At 55.1% G+C, this 24,433-nt stretch carries 13 protein-coding genes and 1 pseudogene; 1 reads left to right on the forward strand and 13 read right to left on the reverse strand.

Annotated features, from left to right (window positions below; all coding sequences use genetic code 11):
- Window positions 1-151: 151 nt before the first annotated feature.
- The 13 genes and pseudogenes from RBB75_RS10055 to RBB75_RS10115 all read right to left on the reverse strand — a co-directional run bounded on the left by RBB75_RS10055 (window position 152) and on the right by RBB75_RS10115 (window position 22,372).
- Window positions 152-2,683 (reverse strand): glycoside hydrolase family 3 C-terminal domain-containing protein, encoded by a 2,532-nt coding sequence (locus tag RBB75_RS10055; protein WP_306459683.1) that lies wholly within the window; start codon window positions 2,681-2,683, stop codon window positions 152-154.
- A 222-nt stretch (window positions 2,684-2,905) separates the two neighbouring features.
- The gene (locus RBB75_RS10060) at window positions 2,906-3,262 is read right to left on the reverse strand and encodes a putative collagen-binding domain-containing protein (RefSeq protein WP_306459684.1); all 357 of its coding nucleotides are present in this window, start codon (window positions 3,260-3,262) and stop codon (window positions 2,906-2,908) included.
- Window positions 3,254-4,108: pseudogene (locus RBB75_RS10065) on the reverse strand (DUF4038 domain-containing protein); the annotation flags it as partial. The pseudogene RBB75_RS10065 and the gene RBB75_RS10060, both read right to left, overlap by 9 nt.
- Window positions 4,032-4,271: a DUF4038 domain-containing protein gene (locus tag RBB75_RS10070; protein WP_179636469.1), complete on the reverse strand. Its 240-nt coding sequence runs from the start codon at window positions 4,269-4,271 to the stop codon at window positions 4,032-4,034. The pseudogene RBB75_RS10065 and the gene RBB75_RS10070, both read right to left, overlap by 77 nt.
- Before the next feature lie 269 nt (window positions 4,272-4,540).
- Window positions 4,541-7,201: a GH116 family glycosyl hydrolase gene (locus tag RBB75_RS10075; RefSeq protein ID WP_353068015.1), complete on the reverse strand. Its 2,661-nt coding sequence runs from the start codon at window positions 7,199-7,201 to the stop codon at window positions 4,541-4,543.
- Window positions 7,198-7,515 carry a hypothetical protein gene (locus tag RBB75_RS10080; RefSeq protein WP_353068016.1) on the reverse strand — a complete coding sequence of 106 codons (318 nt, stop codon included), beginning with the start codon at window positions 7,513-7,515 and terminating at the stop codon, window positions 7,198-7,200. Before RBB75_RS10080 ends, RBB75_RS10075 begins: the two co-directional genes overlap by 4 nt.
- Window positions 7,516-8,458: 943 nt before the next feature.
- The gene (locus RBB75_RS10085; protein ID WP_353068017.1) at window positions 8,459-11,752 is read right to left on the reverse strand and encodes a TonB-dependent receptor; all 3,294 of its coding nucleotides are present in this window, start codon (window positions 11,750-11,752) and stop codon (window positions 8,459-8,461) included.
- Window positions 11,753-11,942: 190 nt separating this feature from the next.
- Window positions 11,943-14,450 carry a beta-galactosidase gene (locus RBB75_RS10090; protein WP_179636473.1) on the reverse strand — a complete coding sequence of 836 codons (2,508 nt, stop codon included), beginning with the start codon at window positions 14,448-14,450 and terminating at the stop codon, window positions 11,943-11,945.
- Between the two features lie 90 nt (window positions 14,451-14,540).
- Window positions 14,541-15,203 (reverse strand): response regulator transcription factor, encoded by a 663-nt coding sequence (locus RBB75_RS10095; RefSeq protein ID WP_353068018.1) that lies wholly within the window; start codon window positions 15,201-15,203, stop codon window positions 14,541-14,543.
- Window positions 15,200-18,154 carry a sensor histidine kinase gene (locus tag RBB75_RS10100; RefSeq protein WP_353068019.1) on the reverse strand — a complete coding sequence of 985 codons (2,955 nt, stop codon included), beginning with the start codon at window positions 18,152-18,154 and terminating at the stop codon, window positions 15,200-15,202. Before RBB75_RS10100 ends, RBB75_RS10095 begins: the two co-directional genes overlap by 4 nt.
- 261 nt (window positions 18,155-18,415) lie before the next feature.
- A complete protein-coding gene (locus tag RBB75_RS10105) occupies window positions 18,416-20,179 on the reverse strand; it encodes a PP2C family protein-serine/threonine phosphatase (protein ID WP_353068020.1) in 1,764 nt (587 codons plus the stop codon).
- A 632-nt stretch (window positions 20,180-20,811) separates the two neighbouring features.
- Window positions 20,812-21,345, reverse strand: coding sequence for an NmrA family NAD(P)-binding protein (locus RBB75_RS10110; protein WP_353068021.1), 534 nt, complete (start codon window positions 21,343-21,345; stop codon window positions 20,812-20,814).
- A 139-nt stretch (window positions 21,346-21,484) separates the two neighbouring features.
- Window positions 21,485-22,372, reverse strand: a complete 888-nt coding sequence (locus RBB75_RS10115; protein ID WP_353068022.1) for an AraC family transcriptional regulator — start codon at window positions 22,370-22,372, stop codon at window positions 21,485-21,487.
- Between the two features lie 239 nt (window positions 22,373-22,611).
- On the opposite strand from RBB75_RS10115, the gene RBB75_RS10120 reads away from it, so the two are divergent.
- The gene (locus tag RBB75_RS10120; protein ID WP_353068023.1) at window positions 22,612-23,892 is read left to right on the forward strand and encodes a glycosyltransferase; all 1,281 of its coding nucleotides are present in this window, start codon (window positions 22,612-22,614) and stop codon (window positions 23,890-23,892) included.
- The last annotated feature ends 541 nt before the right edge of the window (window positions 23,893-24,433 follow it).

A 24,433-nucleotide genomic window follows, 5' to 3' on the forward strand; every position in this document is an offset into this window, starting at 1 on the left:
GATGTCAAGACAAGACTTCATAAATATTCCTCTATGCTGTTTGCGCGACTGCTTCGTTGTCGAGCCACATCTAGGTTAGCCTCGAATAGCAACCACTTCTGAGCCTCGCTGTAGACCAAATCCGGAGGGAGAGGGCAAGAAAAAGTTTTGTCTATCGAGGCACGGTCTTTCGGCCGTCTATCGTAAAAGTCACAACTCCCCGGCTATCTTCCAGAGGCTGCCCACCCCTAACACAAACTTGATACCTCCCAGGTTCGACCGCACGCTCTCCTGAATCGCTCACTGTAGACAGGGCGCGGTCATTCAAAACGAATTTCACCTGTTTGCTCTCTCCTGAGCGAAGATGAACACGTGTGAATCCTTTTAGCGCAAGACGAGGCGCGATGGTGCTGCGAGGCGGCATGAGATACAACTCGGCGACCTCATCCCCGTCACGGGCACCAGTATTCGTCACGGTGGTTTCAACCGAGAGACTCATTCCTGCCGTCAGATGAGAGGAGGACAGATTTAGGGCGTCATAACGGAACTGTGTATAAGAAAGTCCATATCCAAACGGAAACAGTGGCTTACCGTCGTAGTAACGATAGGTACGATGTGCCATTGAGTAGTCGCTAAATGCTGGAAGATCCGCCACAGAGGTATAAAAAGTCATCGGCAGCCTGCCTGCGGGATTGTTCTCGCCGCTCAGCGTCTCGCCGATGGCGGTTCCACCTGATTCCCCCGGATACCACGCCTCCAGAATCGCAGCAGCATGCTCCTTTGCCCAGTTTACGGCAAGTGCAGACCCGTTCATAAGTACGACCACCATCGGTTTGCCTGTCTTACCGAGTTCTTCAAGCAGGCGCTTCTGGACGGCGGGTAGTTCAAGGTCGGTCTTGTCTCCACCCGCGAATCCTGGCACCTTGACGGGCATCTCCTCTCCCTCAAGGAGAGGGGAAAGCCCCACGAAAGCTACGATTACATCGGCATCATGGGCCGCACGTAGAGCTTCATCCAGAAGGGCGGCAGGTGGAGGCGACCAATCAAGACGGAATCCTGCTCCAAACAACTCGCTTTCATGTTGATACTCGATTTTAAGAGAATGAGGGGCCGTATCCGCGAAGCTAATTTCGAACTGGGAGGTCTCAGCCGGACGCTCTTTTACAGGCGAGGTGGGTTCGGAGGCAATTATGAGCCGGTCGTCGAGATACACGCGAAAGCGTTCCATATCGTCGCAAGGAAAGCACTCCGGAAAACCAACGCGAAACTTGTAACTTCCTGCCCGCGGCATCGCGATTGTTCCAGTCCAGCGCACGCTAAATTTCTTGGCCGAAGTTCCAGGAACCGGGGCAGCAGCCGTCCAGTCGAAGTCGAGGCGTTGATCCACACGTGTGACCACAGGTTTACCTGTTAAGTCTCCGGAGAAGTATTCAGCCGTCAATCCATGCTCCTCTGAGCCAACTCGAGGACGCAACGCTGTTTCTGGCACCGGAAGCGCCACGCCTTCTAAATGCGGAGCGCCCTGTGCATACAACACCTGTGAACGCTGGAATGCGGCTCTTACTCCATCCAACGGAACGACAGGAAACTTGGGTATCGCGTTGTAATTTCCCTCCAATGCCGATAGAGATGCAGCATTTGGACCGATGACAGCAATCGATCGCACATGTTCAGGGTCGAGCGGGAGAATGTTTCCCTCGTTTTTCAACAACACAATCGACTCCCGCGCAGCGCGTCGTGCCAGTTCGGAGTGGGCTCTACTGTTTACTTCGGAAAAGGGCGTTTGCGCATAGGGAACAATCTTGTCGTCGTCAAACATTCCCAGTTGCATGCGCGCTTCAAAGAGACGTTCGAGCGAGACGTCCAACTCGCTCTCCCCGACAAGACCTCTGCGAACAGCTGACAACAAAGCTTCGTAACTAGTTCCACAGTTAGTGTCTGTACCGGCACGTAGGGCCGTGACTACGGCGTGATCTGCGTCTGGAGAGAAGCCATGCGCTTTTGTCTCGAAGAAATCGTCGATGGCACCGCAGTCCGAGGTAATAAAACCACGGAAACCCCAATCCTTTCTCAATACGTCTTCAAGCAACATCCGGCTGCCGCACGCCGGCTCACCATACACAGAGTTATAAGCGCACATCAACGATCCGGCTCTTCCTTCGGTAATTGCAGCACGAAACGCTGGAAGATACGTATCCCAAAGATCGTGAGCTGTTGGGTTAACATCTTCCCGGTGCCGATCCGACTCAGGCCCCGAGTGCACGGCAAAGTGTTTTGGCGTTGCAATCGTCTTGTAGTATCGAGAATCGTTGCCCTGTAACCCCTGGATAAAAGGAACCGCCATCTGGGCGGTGAGAAAAGGGTCCTCGCCGTAGGTCTCCTGTCCACGCCCCCATCGAGGATCACGCAGAATATTGATATTGGGCGACCAGATCGTCAATCCATAGAAGATCCTATGATTCTGCTGGCGTAGCGCGTCATGATACTTCGCGCGGGCCTCATCGGCAACTGCCGCGCCGATCTCACCCATCAACTCGGGATCCCACGTCGCTGCCACTCCAATCGCCTGCGGAAATGCCGTTGCGTATCCAGAACGGGCGATGCCGTGAAGCCCTTCGCTCCACCAGTTATAAGCAGCAACCCCCAGACGAGGAATACCTGGAGCGTCGTTCATCATTTGAGAGACCTTCTCCTCAAGCGTCATACGGCCGACGAGATCTGCGGCTCTGTCTGAGGCGCTTCGGCTTGGATCGCGGTAGATCTGCTTATCCGGAGATTGTGCAACCAACCTGGCTCCGGCCAACGCAGCGAAGCAGAGGAATGAGATTCGCAGACAGTTCAAAAGGGTCTCTTCGTTATACCTAAATTTGAAGCGCTTCAATCGCTGCAAATCTAATACTTCTTCGTCTGCAGTGTCAAGACTTCACTAACTCATTCTACCTTGCAGAAGACCAGGAGAAGGAAAGTTGCGGTCCACGCAATCGACGACAAGTACCGCATCAGCAACTCCATTCGGGGCAGTCATAAGAATGAGCGTCTTCGTATTTGGTAGGGCCGTCTTCTCTGCCATGCCGGCTTGAGGATCAAACCACCATGCTCGGCGCGGCCCACGGACCGCAGCAAAATCGATCTCAATCCGTTGCCTGGCCTGCGGAAAGAAGATAAAAGCATACGATCGATCCTCCGACCGGGTTGCGATAGCCTGTCGGCTCGGATCGTCTGAAGATCCTGCAGGAAGCATCTCTGGTGCCTCTACCCGTCCGAAGAATGGCCGGGACAACATCAATTGACGCAGATAGCTCATCTGTCTCGCGGCTGGTCGTTGCATAGCGAGTCTCCAACCCATATCCGCATGATTGATGACGGGCCCGCGCACGCTCGCGAACTGCCACACAGCGTGATGTCCGTAGGTCGTACCGCAAGCACCTGCGAACACCGCCCGCCGAACGTCGTCGTCGCGGAAGAATCCGTTGGTGGGATTCCACTGCGGCCATGGATTCACGAGATGATCCTCGTAGTTCGGTTCTAGGTCGAGTGTGGGCTTCGGCGGTAGCAAAGCAACGTCGCGTCTTACCCACTCCCATACGGGCACATCGTGGCCAGAACCGTGACCGCTCTGCATGCCATTTACACTGAGCCACTCTGAATCTCGCAACAGCACCGACGTAGAATCTTCTCCACCTTGCGGATGGTAAAGAATCAGACATGGCTTCTCACTGGTACTGAGAATCTCATTGGCGAAGCTCTTCCAGATCGGACGCCAGTCAATTGTGAGTTCAAAGCCGGCCCGCTCTCCTGCTTCAAGCATCCAGTCAGGGGAAGAAGGAGATAGTCTTGCAGGACGGTCTCCTCCCAACATCCAAACAACATTGGGGCGGTCATGAAGCAGCTTCGCCAAATAGCTGGCATAGTTACCCGTTGCCGCAAGGTTGTCGCTGCGAAAGAGCCTGGGGCCTTCTCCCCACGGCGCCGTCAGTTTGTCACCCTAAGTCGGAAGCAACGCTACATAAAGGCCATTTGAGGCAGCGCAATCGACCACATGCACCAAATGGTCAAAGTACGCCTGATTCGGTTGGAGTGAATCGAGATCGGAAAATGGCGTGAGCCCAAGAGCATTTGGCGTATGGATTCCATGGGTCTAACACAGAACGACGATTTTGAATCACGGTGAAGCCTTGACGGGCTCTCTCTACGAAATAATACTCACAATCGGTATAGGCGAGGGCATGCATCAACTGCCATGCAGTATCGGCCAGCCAGAAGAACGGCTCTCCCCTTTCGGTCTCCAGCATGTGCCCATCGGCATGGACGCGAAGACGCGGAAGTTTGCGTTCGACTGTTTGTGCGAGCTTCTGCAGAAAAAGGGCCCGACCCGAAAGAAGCGAGCAGTGTGGTAGCTCCTGCGGTGATAAAACTTCGCCGCGAATGTCCTCGCATGACTTGCTGTCCTCGTTGAACTACAGTATCTTTGCAAACTCAAAGGCAGTTGACTGAAAATCACCTGCCATACTTCGATGTATCATCGACAACCGCCTTCGCCAAAAACGTCTATTTTCAGGCTTCATGAAAACGTGACCGTCTGCCCCGAAGATATCTTCTGCTGCGTCGCGAAACTAAAACTTTGTAGCCCACCTTGCCTAGACGTATTGGTCTCAATCTGTCTGCCTTCAATCGTCGCAATCTTCGGACCGACACCTCCAAGCCATACTTCCCGAAACGCTAGTTGGCCGGTCAGACATCTAAGCTGCACAGTTTTGCCCGAGCGGCGATAAAATGCAGTACCCGTAGGTGTCGCAAAAAAGAGTTGAAGATCAAGCTGGGGAACCTTCGGATCAAAGGTCATGCGGTCGCAGTTAATACTGAAGCCCAGCATTGCGTTAACCAAACTCCATGCTGACATCGGCCGAAAATAATGCCCTCCATACTCCTGATGATTCCAGTAGAGGCCATTCTCCCGGTACCTCGTATCGACCGTCCGAGCCACCATCACACCTTCTTCGTACAGCCCTTCAAACATAAGCAGCGATGCAAAAGCGAGCTCCACGCCGCTCCAGCATGTGTTCGCTTGATCGTTCCAGATATCGCGATCGACGTCGCTCAACTGCTCACCGGTCCGAAAGCTACAATTCTGCAATCCAAATCCGGCATGATAGCTCCGCGTCAGGATTGACTTCAAAGCGAGCCCTATCCGTTCTTCTTGAAGAATAGGAGATAGCCCCGAACATCGCGCCGCCCACTGTCCTACCAACTGATCTGTTAGACACCCATCACCGTTCGAAGTGGCAGGCTCCTTCTGATCGGCAGCGTAAAGCTTGTAATAGCTGCCGTTCCAAAGCTTTGTCTCCATCGTCTCTCGAGTCTTGCCGGCAAGAGCGAGATACCGCGCGCTTGTTGGCGTGTCGTCCAACGCAGCCGCTCCAGCGGCAACGCTTTCAAGCGCACAGATCCACTGTGATAGAAGATAAGAGGCAAAACCCGTCATCGGAAAGTTGTCGTAACTGGTCTCAATTCCTTGCGTGACCGGCATCGCGCCGTTGCCTGCAGAACGGTCTCGCAAGACATATTCAACGGCTCGTTGCGCTGCTGGAAATAGTTCTCGCAAGTAACTCATGTCGTTCGTCCAGAAAAAATCCCGCATCACCATGATTGCAAACTGGCCGGGCAAATCGATGCGATGCGAGACCCCAGTTGTACTGTCCTCGCCGCGTAAAAAGTCTTTGCGGAGACCGTGCTCAATCTCGCCGGAGGGAAGCTGGACGAGAGCATGACATCGCATCGTAGCTTTCTGCAACTCCGGAAACAGCGCGATAATTGGGGCTGTGCCATACAACATGACGTCAATGGTGGCGATTGGCCCCCACGAATAACTTTTAGATAATCCTTCAAGCACGCCAAAACTTCCGTCACGGGTGAGCCTTCCGCTGGTGAAAAACGTATTCAACTGCGAGTTAGCCTGTTCCAGTAAAGCGACCTCTCCATCGCTCGCAAAGAAATTATTCAAGAATTCCATAGTGCTCTGCTTCAGTGAGCGGTGATATTTAGACCCGTAAGCAATTACTGCTGCTGCCGAAGAAAAAAAGTTGGAATAGAAGTGGCCTTCGATCCTGTCTCCACCAACCCCATCGATCACTTCGTTGTAGAGATTCGGAAAATTCCAGGCATATTGAAAAGCACTCTTGGCGTTTTCCCCTGATGCCTGCAACTTAAAAGTGCACGCGATCGTGCTGAAGAGATCGTCATCGTGCATCTTCCGCACTCCTGTCTGCTGATCAACGCGGTTGCGGCCAGTAGTATCGGGAAGCCAATCCGGCACAAAGTTGCCGATACTTTCTCGACCGTTGGTATCGTCGAGGTTTGGCAGTGTCGATCGACGTAGCACCTGCTCATAGTAGGGATGCCGGTGCCCCCACCCTGCGTAGAAGGATGAGTTCGGCGACGATACCCCCAAAGCTATTTCACCCCAACTCGACGCCTTCCGATCCATACCGCCAGAGCTCATCGAAATGGTCAATCCCTTAGAATCTCTATCGATCACTGTAGTGTAAAAGCGTTCTTCGTCTGCATATCCTGTGAAGTTCCGCGCCGTCATCAGCAGCGTAACATTCACTGGCTTGGCGCATGTAGATTCCGCCTCAAAGTCAAAAAAAATAAGCGGCAGCGCGGAGTTCTTAACGTCATGCGGGATAAAGGACGACCATGCTTCAAGCTTCAGAGAAAATGGCATCTCCGGATCTCGAAAGACCAACGTAGCAAGCGGAAAGCGTGCGCTGTACTCAATCTCTCGGATGGTTTTCATCCAGGGAAGGGAATATGCGATTCCCATCTCCGCACCCTCATAGAGACCATCGCTAAGCTGCAACAGCTTCATTCGTGGCGACTCTCCCTGCACCTGGTAGCGCACCTCAAAGAACAAGTTGGCCTCCATCCGATCTTCACGCTCATCATCCGGAAGCAAGAACTTTGGGCCGGTCTCTTTTGGAAAATTATTAGCTATGTTCCATGCGTAGAACCGTCCATCTTTGCGTATCTCGAAGTATCCGGCTCCAATTCCGCCGAGGGCCATTCCGCTTCGCGCCCTGCCTTCCGCACTAAAACGCTCAACGAATTTTCCTGTTGAATCTCGGTTAGCGGAGACTGGAGCCTGCGCAGTTGCAGATCCTATCCGAAGCGCTGTCGAGCCTCCTGCAATCGCGGCCCCTCGCAGGAATTCGCGCCGCTTCATGGGGTGCCACTCTTAACAAACTCCAGTTTTTTTAGCCACGAGGTCGCAGGAGTCGTCCAATGCGTCACCTCAGCCTCCGTTGGACGCAGTCCGTATCCATGCCCTCCAACTGCATAGAGGTGCATCTCTGCCCGAATCTTCTCCTTTACCAATGCCAAATACTCACCCAACGAGTTGCCCACCCCGGCTGTGTCGTCTTCTGCCCGGACAAGGAACGTTGGAGGTGCAGACTTCAGGATGGGGATGTCAAGGAAGCCAGAAGCATCTCGTGGCCGTCGATCCTCTTCCTGTAGATACGCCGGATAAATTAACATGAGAGCGCCGACAGTTCGTCAGAAGGTTCTGTTACGTCCGCCCCCTGCCCACTAACCCGCAATGCCGGCTGGCCGTTCAACAGTAGAGGTACTGGCTCGCTCTGGCATAGCGCAATCGAAGGCCAAGTCATGAGCGTGACGAAAACTGCCGTTCTGTGTAACAAGACTTGCAGCCTCTTTATCATCGATCAGAATCATACATGTGTTTTTCTTGAAGCGCTTCAATTTAGTCGCTTCAGCGGATAGTTTTTATGCTCCAAGGTGTTTTATCCTAAATACTCAGCTATGTGCTTTCGCACAAGGACACTCTACCGGCAGGTATTACTTCCAACAGGATCCCAGCGAGAGCCCCTTTTCGAGCACCAACTTGCTCGGATTTCCGCAGAAGTACACCGCCGGCAGCCAGGTCTTCTGCGAACGAAGCCCCCTTCTGCTCCCACCTAAGCCGCGGAGAGAGAACAACCGTGTTTTCGAGCGCCCAACGCTGTGCCAAGCTGGTTAGGTCTCTTGGCGCGAGTACCGTAGTGGCGCCGGTGCCTGCAAGCTGCATCGCGTTGGCTTGGTTCATCAGTTCGTAAACCTGACCGTCCTGCGGTGTGCGATCCACTGGCTCAACCGGCTGTTGCGCCCACATCCTTGCCGCGCCGGCCAGAAGAATTACCCCGACCGCAACCCGCCTGCACACGAAGATACTTCCGATTGCCATGCTGAACCTCCGGCCATTCCTAACTGGACTTGCCAGGCAACAGACTAGACACACGACATGACCGCACGAATCCGCCAAAAGTCGGAGTGGTGGTTCTTTGAAGTGGTATGAAAGTTACAAGTGCAGCATCCTCCGCAGCACGGAAGGGCAGCTTTCAGGCAAAAACACTCATCTGCGAGATAGTTCCATCGCAGATGAGGGATGTTCACAAGAAGAACGATGATGCCTTTTTGTTTCCTAGAAGCTCAGCTTGATAGCTGCCTGTCCGACCCGTGGCGGAATGGAACCGATTGAGGTGATAGCCCCCACATTACCCGCTGACAAGCTGGTGTTCGGATTGCCGAAGCTCGGATGGTTGAACGCGTTGAATAGCTCAAATCGGAATTGCATACCGTAGCGCTCATGCACCTGCCAGTTCTTGATCAGAGCCGCATCAGCGGTGTTGGTGCCGGGTCCCCGGAAGCCGTTTTTCGGGCTATTGCCAAAGGTACCCGGAGCATTCGGCTGGAAGGCAGCTGGGTTGAAGTACTGCTGCAACCACTGGACCTTGCTGCCTTGGTGAATATGTACCGGAACGCTTGGAACGATGTCTGCTCGGTCGCTATATTGTTGCGCTCCAGAGTTGTTGTTGCTTCCTCCGGCGCTAACCGTAAAGGGGAACCCCGACTGTATCGTGAAGATGCCGCTCACTTCCCAACTGCCGAGTGTGTACCGGACGAAAGGATTGGTGTTTCGCAGTCCCGGTGTGGTGTAGACGAAATTTGTCGCTGAGATGAGAGGAATATTGAGCAGCGAGTCTCCGCGGTTGTAGCGAATGTCGAACGGGTTCGGCAGCGCAGGATTGCCGAAGGAGATATTACCTGAGGAGGTCAGGTCAATCGTGTGCGACCAGGTGAAGTTGGATTGGAACTGCAGGTTGTGCGAGAACTTCTTCTCGAGCCCAGCCTGTAGGCTTTGGTAGTTGGCGGTGCCGATCGACGTATCGGTCAGAATTTGTCCGAAGGCCGGATAGATAGTGCGCGATCCGCTAATAGCAGGATTCGTCGCCGAGTAGACGCCTGGATTCTGATCCAGCACTGTTGTCTGGTGATAGCTCTCACTTCCTACGTAGGCCAGGTGCATCGCGAGATTACCCGGAAACTGCTGTTCTACCGATGCATTCCAACTCTGGGTTACACCGAGTTTGAAGTCAGGCGAGAAGGTCGCCGGAACTGTAACAGTGCTGGGAAAAGCAGAGTTGGACGGAGGTGCCTGGGAGACCGAGGCGTAGGGAGGAAAAGGAGCGACACCGTTGAAAGTGCACGGGCTGGCATAGGGATCGTCGAATGAGATCTCACACGAACCGTTCGAGTAGTTCGCATAGACCGTGTAGGTAGGGCTGAACGGCGCGATATCGGCTGTGTGATTATAGGTCGAGTACGACAGGGGAGCGGTAAACAAACCGAAACCCGCGCGGAAAACGGTGTTCGGCAGCGAGCGCGGCTGGAATGCTATTCCGATGCGCGGCTCGAAATATCCGTAAGTAGTTTTCATGAGTCCGTCGCTGATGCCCTTATCACCAGGAAAGACAAGGCCGGTCGGCGCGTTCGGGAAGACCGTGCTCTTCTGTCCGGGAACAAAGACCGAGCCGCGGCCGCCCTGCGAGGCTGGCGGAACATTCGGATCCCAGCGCAGCCCTGCGGTCAAAGTTAGGTTTGGCTTCAGCTTGAACTGATCCTGTGCATAAAGACCAAGCTGCCAACCAACCACGTTTGCGATCTCACCCGCGCCCTGCGTAAACCCTCCCACGCGGCCTAGAAGAAAGTCGGCCAGGCCAAAGCCGGTGGAGTTGTAGAAAGACTCGATTGGCTGTGTGGGATACTGCGTAAACTCCTTAGCGTATTGGTGCCAGACGTCCACCCCAAAGGTGTAGGTGTTCCTTCCGACGGTGCGGGTCAGCGTATCGGACAAACCGATGGTGGTTCGTATCTCCTGGGAGGGCTCCGTGTAGCCAGTGCTGAAGCCGTTTGTTACATTGAGACCTTCGATATAGCAACCCTCCTCATTCACCTTGGTATATCGTGAGAGGCACACATCTTGTCCGTTGATATCCTTGACCGCCGCTGAGCTATGCGACGACATCTGCGTCCAAAATGCCGAAAACACGTTGACTGTCTTCGCGTCGATTACCCAGTTATGACTGGCAATGCCGTTGTAATACTGTTGTGGATTGCCCTGAATGATCGTGTATGGATTCAGGGCGAGCACAGAGAGTATATTGCCGTTGATCGTACCGGCGGCCTGATTGAAGTAGTTGATATAGGCGCGCGCGACCAGATGCTGGCGGTCGTTAATTACCCAGTCCAGCTTTCCCGTCCCCTCGTCGAATTGATTCTTAATGGCGCCGCTCTGGTAGTTCACCTGCCCGGTCGCGGGATCCTGGCCAAGCGGCAGAGCCGTTTTTGCAATCGCAAGCGCTGCGGGACTGAACAGGCTTGGATCGATGCGGTTGTTGACAAATCCAGGCGCCGTGATGGGTTGAGGCACAGCCGAAAAGTCGCCGTTCAACATAGCCGCGGTGGGCGTATAGGTTACGTTGGTAGCCGCCGCGCTGCTGGAACGTGTGCCTTGATAGTTCACAAAGAAAAACAGCTTGTTCTTAATAATTGGTCCTCCGATATAGCCACCGAATTGATTTCGCTTAAGCGAGTCAACTGTACCGGTGAAGTAGTTAGAGGCATTCAGGACGTTGTTGCGCAAAAACTCGAAGGCTCCGCCGTGAAAGTCGTTTGTACCGGATTTGGTCTGAATGGTGACGACCGCGCCTGGTGCGAACCCGTAGCGTGCATCGAAGTTATTCGAGATGACACGGAACTCCTGAGTGGCATCGGCGTTAGGAAATGGAGCGGCCAAAAGAAGGTATGTATCCATATTCGGGACGCCATCCAGCAGATAGTATGTGCTGCCCTGACGGCCTCCATTGGCTGAGCCTCCAGTCTCCGTTGGGAAGGCGAAGCCGCCCTGCAGGGCGCCACCACCCGTGTTTAGAACGTTGGTCACTCCCGGGGCCAAGAACACGAGGCTTGATGGATCGCGACCGTTCAGAGGAAGCTGGGAGACGGCATGCTGGTCGACTACGCTGCTGATCTCCGCCGTTGTTGTGTTGATAAGCTCTACGCCCGCTTCGACGTTTACCGTCTCAGAGATGTTCCCTACATTTAAAGTAACGTTGAGGGTCGCATCCTGGCTCACGTTAAGCACAACCCCGGTCTGGACACTCTTCTGGAAGCCCGCATGTTCAATCGTGACGCGATAGCTTCCGGGAATGAGAGACGGGTCCGCAAATTGCCCTTCTGCGCCTGAACGTAGTGTCCGTACCTGGTTCGTACCGAGGTTCGTTATGGTCAATGTCGCGTCTGGGATAACAGCTCCCGCACTGTCGCGAACAGTTCCGCTCAACCGGGCGTTCGTCGTTTGTGCAAATGCGGATGACACAACGAGAGCAACGAATAAAACCAAACTTACTACACGGAAACACTTTGACATCACCATGACCTTCTCCTGAATGTGAATCTTCACTCGCTTGCCCGTCGTCTTTCTTCAGAGCGACGCTTCTAGGTACAGTCGAGCAGACGTACACTACGCCTCGTACACCGGACCGCGAATCCGACCAAAGTCGGACTGAACGTAAAAAACCTCCAGGCGTACCCAAAAAGAGCATTTTTTTGAACGAGGTGTTGTTTCATGGGGCTAAATGCACCTCAAGTTGGTACTGTGGAATCAACCTCAGGACAGGTTTTGCGGAGAGACCATCCCGAGGGGCCTCGGACGGAGTTGGAGCTTCGAGATACATCGGTGAATCTTTGGGCCATCCCAGAACCTTTAACTCAGCCTGACGGTCTACCCCTTCCTGTCGCAGATCCTTCAGGCTGAGCTCCCACGGTCTACCGTTCCAGAAGTCGTCATCGACAAGTTTGCCTCCGGAGCTGAGACGTGCGACGTCTCCCTGGTACTCGATGAAGATGCGAATGTCGCTCACATCGCCGTATGCAAGTTTTGGCAGGTCGAGCGTCCACCTCGAAGCATGTTCGAAGTCTTGATCATCCGGAGCAACGGGAATCGGCTGCTTGCGCCAGGAGAATGTTGAGCCGTAATGAAGGGGATCACGATGCGATCCAAGAGAGACAAGCTGAAGGCTGCCCTTTGGAGAGACGGCCGACAACCGTGAGGCGTAGGTGGTGAGCAGATCCGACGGCTTGCTTGACCGGAGGGAAGCCGAGGTCGTCGGCCTTGAGCTTCGATCGAAGATAGAAAACGAGATATTCGGATCTCCGTTCGACTGCAGCGTCACCGTATGCTCGTCCGCGTAGAAATCGGCGGAGGTCAGCAAGGGAAAACTCTGCCCAGGCACACGCCAGGTATGCTCAGCCTGTTCGCGAGAGAACAGCAGGAGATGAATCTTTTTCGCCCCTATCTGATACACGATCTGCTGAATCTGCGCGGGATCGTGGGTGTTCAGGTAAGTCACTCCGTCTTCCGTGTGTCTTATAAGTGACGAACTGAGAGAAACAGGATTCTGCGAAGTCTCAAGTGCTAGCTCCGGATCTATACCTGGGATGGCGAAAAAACAGAAGTATGCCTCCTCGCCCACGGTGAACCGATGGAACAGTTGGGCGGTGCTATACCGAAGCGTGAGGCCGCCGAGGTTCAGGTTCACGGGCCAGATGCCGTAGGCCCCCGACGGAAGATCGATCGGCTTCGCAGGCACGACGACCATACCCAAAGAGGTCTTTAGAGCTACGGAGAACTGCTTCCTGTCCGGCATCGTCTCCCCGCGCAGGTAGTTGTTGATGAACAGAAATCCATGGTTTCCGGAGGTGCGAGCCGAAAGGCGGGGCACGCTGAGGTCTGCGGGGCTCGCAGGAAGTGCGGCAGGAAAGCTCGGTGTCATCGGTGCCAGCAGCTCTCCAAAATCGTTGAGAAAGTAGTTGACCAGCTTGAGCCGGCGGAAGCTGGGCCGCTCCCCGCCAAACTCACCAAGGGGAGCCTGAAAGTCATACGATTTGACAGGAACATCGGTAGGGTAGCCGGTAGCCTGGGACTCCTGAAGCGTGGTCAACTTGCCTTCGGGATTGCGTCCGCCCTGAAACATGTAGAAGCCCATCAGATTCGCGCCCGAGCCGATCAGCACAGTGGGGATGGCTGCAATGTCGTCTGTCGAGAGAACCGGCCGTCTGAAATAGGTGTCTTCGAGGCCTCCGCCAACCTCGGCGGTAAGAAAGGGAGTGCCTGCATAGGATGACGCTGGATTTTGTCCCCGCCCGCCGATGATGCCCATATTGCCGCCGATGCGATTGGCGGTGCGGAAGGTGTAGACCTCATTGGGTGGCATCTTCTTCGCTAACCCATCCCATGGCGCGTCCGGGTAGCCTCCGTATACAGGCAGCACGGCATCGAGCGGGATGGCAGCGCCATCCCAGCCGGTGACGGTGTAAAGCGGCACATCTAGACCTGCATCGCGAGCAAGCTTCTTCAGCATGCGGATGTGCTCTACGCCGCTGCCCGGCTTTCCATCGTCGCGGTACTCGTTTTCAATCTGGATGCCGACGACCGGCCCTCCATCTTTCCAGAGTTCGCCCTGCAGTTGATCCGCAATCTGCTGATAAAAAGTTCCTACTTCGGCAAGGTACGTTGGATCGTTGCGACGTACCGGCCCCTTGGAGAGAACCCAGTCTGGAAGGCCGCCATTGCGAACCTCTCCATGCGCCCACGGTCCAATGCGCGGGTAAACATACATGCCATGCTTCGAGCAAAGAGCAACGAAGGCACGCAGATCGCGACGGTCGCTCCAGTCGAACTTGCCTTCGACCTCCTCCTGATGCAGCCAGATCACGTACGTCGCGATGATCTGGACCCCTCCCGCCTTCATCTTAAGGATCTCGGCCTCCCAATCCTGACGTGGAACGCGGCTATAGTGAAACTCTCCCATCACTGGCAGCCAGGGCTTATCGTCAAGCAACAGGTACTGTGAGTTCACGGTCAGGCTCTGCCCATCGGGACGCGTACTCGTGCCAAGCGCAGCCTGGACTGGCTTCGGACCACTGACTGGCGCACGTGCATCGATCACCACCGGCTGTTGCGCAATAGTAGAAAAGCTCAGAAAAAAAACAAGTGACGGAAGTAGATACGACAGCACCCTGTTGCGAGGGAGCGTCCACTTCGGCACGGTGAGGAGGGTCAAGTTTCGCACCGGACGACTCTACCGAAAACAAATCGTCGGCGAATCCGACCAAAGTAGGAGTGAACGAAGAAGGTCATGAAGATGACCAGAGCCGCGAGATTAGAGGTGTGCCAGTCCGCGCTTAAGGGCAGTGACCACTGCCTGGGTTCGGTCTGTTACCTCGAGCCGTTGCAGGATCACGCTGACGTGGCACTTCACTGTTGATTCCTTGATCGATAACTGCTCGGCGATCTCGTAATTGCTGAATCCGCGCACCAGCAGTGCAAGTACCTCACGCTCCCGTGTGCTCAGTTCACCATCGGGCATTCTGGAAGAGAGTGCGGTTGTTACCGGCGCCGGCAGGAATCGACGCCCTGCATGGACACGGCGGAGCGCGTCGATAAGACTCTGATGTGGCATCCCCTTAATCAAATAGCCCATCGCGCCCGCTTCAAGAGCCTGATAGATGTCCTCATCCCCCTCGTACGTTGTCAGAACAATGATGCGCGCCACTGGATGCGAGCGCCTGATTTTGCGAATTGCATCTACTCCGCTGCCGTCCGGCAGAGACAGGTCCATCAGGGTCACGTCAGGACGATGCTCCTCAAAGAGCCGGACAGCGTCGAAGGCGGTTCCAGCCTGCCCAACCACGGTCATATCCCCGCATCCCTGGATGATCGCAATTACGCCAAAGCGAAGGATAGGATGATCGTCTACAACCAGCACTCGAATGGGTGCCTGGTGAACTTCCGCGACCGGCCTCTCGGGACTATTTGAAGTCACAATGACTCCGCATCCTGCGATCTACGGGGTGTCAGATGGACGCGGCGAATAGCTGCCCGAACGGTTGTGCCCTTTCCCATCTCGCTGGCTAATGTAAATTCGCCCTTCATCCGTTCCACCCGTTCGCGCATACCAGCGATACCATAGTGTAGCCCCGCGCGGGCGGCAGAAAGATCGGGCTGGAATCCGATACCGTCATCGCGGACTTCAATCGAGATGCTTTCGGGTAGAGAAAGCAAGGAGATGGCTACCTGCGTGGGGGTGCCGTGAATGGCAGCGTTATATACAGCCTCTCGAACAACCATCAGAAGCTCCCTCGCCGCGAAGTCACCCAGGGGAATGTTTGGGCCGTCCGTGTTGCAGATGACCTCGGTCGATAGATCCTGCTGAACCTGGGCCGCTAAGCGTTGCAGCCGAACCGGCAGATCCTCGCATAGCTGCGTGTTATGGCGCAGATTCCATACCGCCTGGCGAGCTTCGTCGATCGTGGACCGTACCTGCGCGCGAGCGTGATTGAGAAGATCATCGCGCAGCGGTTGATTTGCAGACTCAAGGCTGAACATTGCCTCCAACAGGGCCGAGACGCCGGTGCACCCCTGGATGACGGTGTCGTGCATCTCTCGCGCCAAGCGGCTTCGCTCCTCGATCACCGCGGCGAATCGCAGACGAATCTGCCGCAGACGACCTTCATAGATGCCCCATGCGAGTAGACCAGACGCAATCAGACAAGCACCCACAAACCAGGGAGTTTTGTAGAAGTGAGGGTGAATACGGATGGCCAGAGCGGTCTCGGAGAGGCGATCGGGGGCGTTGGCCTCAAAGACCTGAACGCGAAAGCGATAACTGCCGGCTGGCAGACTCGTATAGGCCGCGAGCCTGCCTGGGCCGCCGTCGATCCATTCAGGATCAAAACCCTCGAGTCTGTACCGGAAGCGAACCCCAGCCTGGGGACGAAGGAGAAGCGGTGCAAAGGAGATCTCAAGCCTGGAGAGGGAAGGAGGCAGCACCAGGTCAGTTGTCCTGGTATCAAGCGGCTGACCGTTCGCAACAATTCCGGTAATCTCAATGCGCGGCGGTCTCTGGTTTGCAGACCTTCCGTCGATGGCTTCGACTGCGCCGCGTGTGCTGGGAAACCATACGTTACCCTGCGGATCCACTACACCCGATGGTTGGCGCCCTCCATACATCTGGGTGCCGGAGGCACTTTCGGGAAGTTCGTAGACCGTACTCGCAAGGTGTCCCTCGCTCGTTGAATTCGGCTGATTAAGCAGAAACGACGAAAGGACAGAAGGTCCACTTAACCAGACGCGCTTTCCGGGACCTTCCAGTAACTGATAGATTCGATCGCTTGCGAGTCCCTGCGAGACGGAAAGGTGCTCCAGGTGCGAGGCGGTCTTGCGATAGACACCGTGATCGCGTGTACCGAACCAGAGTGATCCGTCACTCGTCTCAAGCAAAGACCATATCTTCTCGTGTTGCAGCGCTACCGTTGTGCTGTCCTGCACGAAGCGGCCGCGGTGCCAGCGGGAAAGACCACGCTCCGTGCCGATCCAAATATCACCGTCTTTGTCTTCGAGAAGGCTACGGGTACTGAAGTATGCGAGACCGTCGGACATGCGAAGGTTTTCCACTGTCTCGCCTCGAATGCGACTGACTCCTTCATCCGTGGCGATCCAGATTGTGCCGTCGGAGGATTCCAGGAATCCACGTACAAAGTTGTTCACCAGGCGCGAGGGTGCGAGGAAATGAACCAGGCCTGAGACTGTCTCGTGGTAGACCCCGCCACCGTCCGTGCCGAACCAAAGTGTTCCTGCGCGGTCACGGAAGATATTGCGAATCGTAACGCCCGCCAGTCCGGGAAACGTGAAGGGCCGTGCGACACCGTCCTGGATGTGAAAAACCTGGCTCGAGACCACCCAAAGCGAGTTGCCCTGATCGTTCGAGATCGTGGCGAAGTCAGGCGCGGTATCGCCGGGCAGAGGAATGATGCGAATCGGCGTGCGGCGCATGCGGAAGAGACCATCCTGGCTACCGATCCAGAGCTGCTGCGAATCGTCCTCGAACAGCGCTAGAACGGTATTGATCCCCCCCAGCCCTTCACCGCCGATGCGAGTGAAGGCATCTTCCTGGCGGCGAACATACAAACCATGGCCGATGGTGCCTACCCAGAAGAGCCCGTCCGACGTTTGCAGCATGGTTCGCACCGTGCCCACGATGCCCGGTACCCGCACGAAGTTTCCTTCGACGAGACGATCCAGTCCACCCACGGTGCCGATCCAGATCGTATGATCTCTTGCTTCGAGCATGCACTTGATGCGGTTCTCGCTGAAAGCCCCGGGAAGTGTGTGCTGAACGATCCTGCCTTGCGGGGCTCCCGTGCTCAATGAGGGTCCAAAGACGAGAAGCTTTGAGCCTCCCACCCACACTCGGCCGGAGGAGTCTTCCATCAGCGCGTGCACGCTGAGAGGATTCCCGAATTGCGCAGTGTCGACCTGTCGGGCTCGGTCGCCTTCGATCCAGAAGAGGCCGTTGTCGGTGCCGACCCATATACGGCCGTTGCGATCTTCGAGAATCGCGCGAACAAAGCCATCCGTCAGGCCCTGCGCTGCCGAAAAAGGTGTGGTCACACCATGATGAAGGTGAAATAAACCCGAGCCCTCGGTGCCCAGCCAGATGCTTCCATCGCGCGTCGCCGCCATCGAAAAGATGCTTCCATCTACTACGCTGATGGGCGTCATGCGTGCGCCATCAAAACGTGCGCCTCCGCCCGTAGTACCAATCCACAGATATCCGGCGCTGGCCTGCTGAATCGCCTGGACAGTGTTCTCGGGCAGTCCGTCCTGAACACGCCACGCGGTCCGTGTAAATTGCGGAAGTTGTTTCAGGTTCGCCGCATGCAGGTTGCATAGCAGACCACCGGTCAGTGCAAAGGCAGTCAGGCAGGTCCTCAACTTGCATGCATGTCGACAAAGACTACCGCTGTCAGTTGCGCGCATTATGGAGGGTTTCAGGCGTGCCTGAAGGTCCTTGAATCCTGGCAAGTTACGCCTGAGCCAGGGCCTCCGCGGCAAAGTTAGTTTTAGCAGGTGCAGATGTACCCTTGCGTCCTTCACTCTTCGCTTCCGTAAGTGCTGTAACTCGTCTTTCTGATACGTCCAAGCTATCTCCTGCGGCATGATTCAGCAAGCAGACTTACACCCTCTCGGGTGCCGTCAATTCACCGAGATTTGACCGTCAGTCACGGTCAGAACGAGAATGGTCGTATCGTCGAACTGTTCGGCACCCGCTGACCATACAGCAAGACACTGGGACAGCAGTGAGCAGATTTCCTTAGCCGTAGCTCCCTTCGGCAGAGATCTGCAGCGCTCCACCAGCCTTTCTTCACCAAATTCCTCCCCTTCCGCATTCAACGCGTCTATCAATCCATCGCTGTACACGACGACGGTGCAACCCTTCGATACAGTGACCTGAAACTCCTGATAAATCGCGTCCGGGAATAACCCGATCGGCAAATCACCATGGAGGAGCGCAGTGACTTCGCCGGTCTCTGAGATGAAAATGGGTCGACAATGCCCGGCATTGATATACCGCAGCCGCGCGCTGTGGGAATTGTATTCTCCATAGAACATAGTGACGTATCGGTTGTCGCCAAAGCGTCCACAGAGATCACGGTTGAGCGCCGCAGCGAAGGCGGAAGGAGAGGGCCGCGCGTATGATTCATCGGGGGTAAGCATTCTGCCGTGTGTGACCGCCTGAAGGTGCGCCATCATCAATGCTGCCGACATACCCTTGCCGCTTACGTCAGCGCATAGCAGGCCCACCGAGCTGCTGCTGCAGGAAAAGAAATCATAAAGATCACCACTTACGATACGGGCGGCCGTGGTGCTGCCCCACACCGTCGCCCCTGACAGGACCGGCGCCGCGCGCGGATAGAGATATTGCTGTGCCTCACGAGCCAACGTCATATCGCGTTCCAGCGTAATACGATGATTCTCTTGTTTGTACAGACCGGCTAGCTGAGAAGTCATGGCATTGAACGAACCCACGAGCGATCCCAGTTGATCGTGTTCGATAATAGGAATGCTGATCGAAAAATCACCCATTCCGACGACATGCGCGGCATGGGTCAAGGTATTAATTACAGTGACGATGCGTTTGCTCAGGCGAAGAGAAAACCACATGCCGCATGCGTAGAGGGAACCCAGACCGAACCCAATGGTGATTAGAGGAGCGACCCACGATGCTCTGCGCAGGCCCATACGGCTGAGATCCTCTATAGTCCGTGCATAGCTGGGGCGAAGCTGGCATATCACCCAGCTTTCGGAGGCGCCGGTCTCCCAGTTCCGCGCGACAATCACGACAGGAACCGGCTGGGACGAACCCGGTATAAAGTTGGCTTTGATTTCTCCAGCAATCCCCTCATCGCGCCGGTAGGGACGAAGCAGCACTGGCCTGCTGTCTACGATCTCCAAGCCCGAAGCCTTTGATAATTGATTCAGGAACATTCCGCCAAGAGGAATTCTGACAAGAACCCTTACCGAACAACCCTCGCGTTTCACGGTGCGCAGGAAGCGAATTTCGGCACTCCCCCGATCTTCAACGAGACCAGCGAAGGACGTTGCATCAAGCCACCGCGGATTGGCGTTGTGGCGGGCCTCTGGGGACAGGATTGAAACCATGCTTTCACTACCCGGCCACGTAGCATTCAACTGTTCGGTGAAGGCTGCGAAAGGGGGCAAATCGGAGGCGTACCGGCATCCCTGTACCTTCTCAAGGACGGGATCCATGAGCCCCTTGCGGCTTTCAACGATAACCTTGATTCGTTCCTCAATCAGGTACGCGCTCTCCCGTCGTATGATCACGTTCAGGACTGCTATCGAAAAGCCAGTCACCATGATCACCGAGACCACGCTGGAGAGTGAAAAGAGGATCAGGATTTTCCAACGGATAGTAGTCCAAAAGGTTCCTAGCTTCAAAGAATTTTCCTGTTGCCATGCGATGCCTAATTCGAGCGCACCAACGCGCAGATCTCATGAGATGGATTCGTGGGGATTACGGCTTACGTTACTCTGACTTAATCTTTAGAAGATTTACCATCACTTGGAGTCGGAACGGCACTCGCAAACTTTCAACGCGCGCCACCGCGTCAGTGGAGCCTCATCCCGCCAACTTCTCTAGCTTCGCAAGTTGACTGATCGCATTGTTGACCAGAGTGCGAATGACGGTTTCAGCGGTTGTCTCTCTCTTGCGCGAGCCTTCGAACTCAATCCAACCCTCATTTGAAATCTTCCAGCATTCGGATGCGCGAATGCGGATTGACCATCCCCTGCGCGATGAACAAACCTTCCCACGACTCGCGCGGAACCGCTTTGGCGTGGACCTGCCGGCGTAGAGCCTTCCGAGAGCGTCCGCGATATTCTGCGGATCGTGCGCTTCGGGCCCTCAAGCTCGACCACCCGAAGCCCATCCCACCGCCCTTGGATCAGCTCGGCTGCCACGCGGCTTATGTCTTCACCTGCCACCATCGGGACCAGCTTATCGAGCGGACTCAGGAAACTGTGTATGACGCCGACATCACGAGCGGAATCGATGTCCCAAGAAACGTTCTCTAAGAACCAGGCTGGGCGCAGGTACGTGACCGGGGCAGCGCGCTCGCTGAAGGCCGATTCCCCGACGGTATGCTGAGAGTGTAGGTTCGTTTGCCGGGCTTGCGCGCCGATGGTTGAAAGGTAGAGTACTTTGCCGACACCTGCGTTTCGCGCAGCATTCTATGTGCGGTCATGGCAGCAAATGCTTCGGCAAAGCCTGGATGAGGATCGAATATTGGTGGCGGCAAGATAAACACCGCCTCGGCACTTCGAAAAGCGGCAGTAAGAGCTTTCTTGTCCAAGGGTTCAGCGACAGCGATTTTGCACCCCTGCTGCCTCCAGTTTTCACCCTTCTTCGGGTCGCGAACGACGCCCCGAACCGCTTGACCCTGGGCTAGCAGATGTCCCGCAAGCCCTCCTCCTATACGTCCAGTTATTCCTGTAATAGCAATCATGTTTCCTCCTCTTTGAGGGTAAACACAGTGTCTGGAATAGTTTTTTGTAAAACTGCCATCTTTACATGATCTCGCCTCAGATTTCGCCTTGAAGAGCATGTCATGGACACAACTTCCAGCATGCGAGCCTTCTATTGCGAGCAACCCGGAGCAGCAAACTGCAACAGCAATTAATCTTGTTGACAATCTCAAATGCCACCCGCTCTGTGCCGTATCGATTGCCCGGTCTGCTTCGAGACTAAGAAGCAAACTGGCGACGATACTGACCAGGCGTAAGCCCTCGACGAGCTTTGAAGATCTGGGTGAAGTGAGCCTGGCTTGCAAACCCACACTCGCTCGCGATATCGATCAGACGGGGAGCTTTGTCGCGCAGCAGGCTTTCCGCCTTTGCCACACGCAGTTCGAGCAGGTACTGATGCGGGGTCATACCAGTAGACGCACGGAAGGAGCGCAAAAGATGCGTCGAGCTGTAGTTTGCTTCGCGTGCCATCGCTGCTAGCGATATGTCACGATGCAAGTTACTTTCCATCCAATCACGAAGACGCCTTAGCAGTCGGGGATGCATCACGGGAGCTGCGGGAGCCTGTGGGACAGACTTGCTGGATGCAAGGGCAAGATAACGGCTGACAAGAGCCTGTACAAGGGATTCCGCATACATGCGTCCCGCGAGACCACCAGCTTCCATCTCCTCCGATAGCAGGTTGACGATATGTTCGGTGGCGCGGTCGCGTATACCGGTTTTGAAGAGCAACTCGGGCATTTGTCCCTTGCGCTCTTCCATCGCGATCGCCTGCACGACTGCGTCTTCGACCGCACAGCTGATGAGTTCGGAAGAGGAGCACAGCCGCACCGCCGGAATCGTTCCGAGAGGAACTAGCGTAAGCGCGCCGGGCGCTTTTGTGAACGGCAGCACACCTCCATGGGCGGTCTTGCCTTCAAAGATGGCAGGACGCTTTCCTAATGCGGAGATCAGATGCCAGCGGCTGACGCCGAGCGGCCGTTCTCCCGGCGTCATGGCATGCTTCTCGATAAAGAAGCCCTTCCAAGGGAGTGACTCGCTGGTCCCGAGCATTTGTGCGCCGGAGGGGATCAGGCCGACAAGCTGCGAAGGTTTGCGCCCTGCCATATCCATGCAACTTAGATGCGTTCGCATATCGTTCGACTCACCTGCGAGATCCTGTGACGAGATTCTGTAAAGATCGCAGCTTTACAAAAGATCATTATGGAATTCCTGGCTACATTCAGAGAGGAAACATCATTGCCATCACAAGGACATTCTGAATTTACGAACACTCAGAGCCTTCTATACTCGCCTGCTGAAAATAGCCGGCACATAACGTCGGCACATAACTAGGAGAGGTATTAGTGAAGATCGGTTTTATAGCTTATCCCGCCTCCGGGCATCTGTATCCGATGACGGCCCTCGCACGCAAACTACAAGCGCGGGGTCATGAAGTGATTTGCATCGGTGTTCCGGATACCGAGTCTGCCATTCGGGCTGCAGGATTGACCTTTATCCCTTATTGCGAACAAGAATTTCCCTCGGGATCGCTGGCTGAAGCCTATGCTCCGATAGCGAAGATGCATGGTATGAAGGTTGTGACCTATACATGCGAGAAAGTGTTCGCGCCTCTCGCCCGGGCAGCTTTCAAGAATCTTCCACGGATATTGCAAGACACAGGCATTGAAGCTCTGGTAATGGATCCCATTCACTTCTTCCTTGAACTGGTTCCCATCAACATGAGCATCCCTTATGTCCAGGTCTGCTGCGCCTTACATCTTGACGCATCAGGAACGACGCCCCCATTTATCTTCAACTGGCCACACGAGACCACCCCGGAGGCGGTGAGCAGGAACGTCGAAGGAGTACATCAGGTCGTTCAGACACTCTCGCAGGTACTGATCGAGGCGACGCACTACGCCGACAGCGCCGGTCTTCGAAGCGCTTGGCAGGAGCCTGGATCAACCCAGTCCAAGCTTGCTGTCATTACACAGACGCCGAAAGAGTTCGACTTCCCCGGCATCCCGTGGCCTTCCCAATTTCACTATGCCGGACCGCTTCACGATGACGAAGGCCGTGAGCCTGTAGCTTTTCCTTGGGAAAAATTAAATGGCAAGCCTCTGATCTACGCCTCATTGGGAACCCTGGTCAACGGATTGGACCATGCCTATAAGGCGATACTTGAAGCTGCCGAAAAACTTCAAGAGGTTCAGCTTGTTCTTTCAGTTGGACTGTCCATCAATCCCGATGATCTGCGGCCAACTCCACCGGACGCAATCATCGTTCGCGCCGCCCCTCAACTGCAACTCTTGAAGCGTGCCGCACTTTGTATAACCCATGCAGGACTAAATACAACCCTTGAAGCGTTGGCCCAGGGAGTACCAATGGTCGCTGTTCCAATCGGCTATGACCAGCCCGGTGTGGCTGCCAGAATCGAGTATCACAGAGTAGGGAGATCTCTGGAGATTGCGGCGCTTACAAGGGAAAACATGTTAGAGGCGATCCGGGAAGTGCTTAAGAATTGGAGTTACCGCGCAAGAGCCCGTTACTTCCAAAAGGTTATAAAACGAACCCGCGGATTGGAAGTCGCTGCCGACCGAATTGAGGAGGCATTCAAAACTGGAACGATCTTCCCTCCGATCTAAGCAGAAGTGTTGGTTCAATTTCATGAAGAAGGCCGGTCCCCAGACCGCACGACGCGGATTGCAGCTGCGAATGAGTTCTTCCCTAAGGAATTTATGTTGTATGTATTGGAACGCCAAATTCAACTAGTAAGGATGCCGCTCTGATCATCTGTACGGTTATGTGATGGTGCTGACGCGCAATAAAGCGGATGTAGAAGATCTGGTACGGGAGAAAGGAAGTTTACGCCTCCTGGCACGACGTTCACGGTTTCACCCGTCATGCTTGACCGGATTGATACCTACCCGGACACACTTCGTGCGCACTCCGGTCCTCTCATGCACTTCATCGTCAGCGGCCACTTGCGTGATCAACTAGATAGCAGCTATTTATCAACTGTACCTATTCTGTGACAGTGATTTAGCGCTGATAGGCACCCTAAGGACAGTTATTGTGGTCTTTTCGCGCTCTCGATTTTGACTTGGTTTACCCCTGAGACCTCTGCCCATTGTCGGCAGACGTCGTGCCTCGGCGTTTGATGGTGCTCAGACCGCTGCAGTCCTC

Source organism: Tunturibacter empetritectus (assembly GCF_040358985.1).
Classification (GTDB): domain Bacteria; phylum Acidobacteriota; class Terriglobia; order Terriglobales; family Acidobacteriaceae; genus Edaphobacter; species Edaphobacter empetritectus.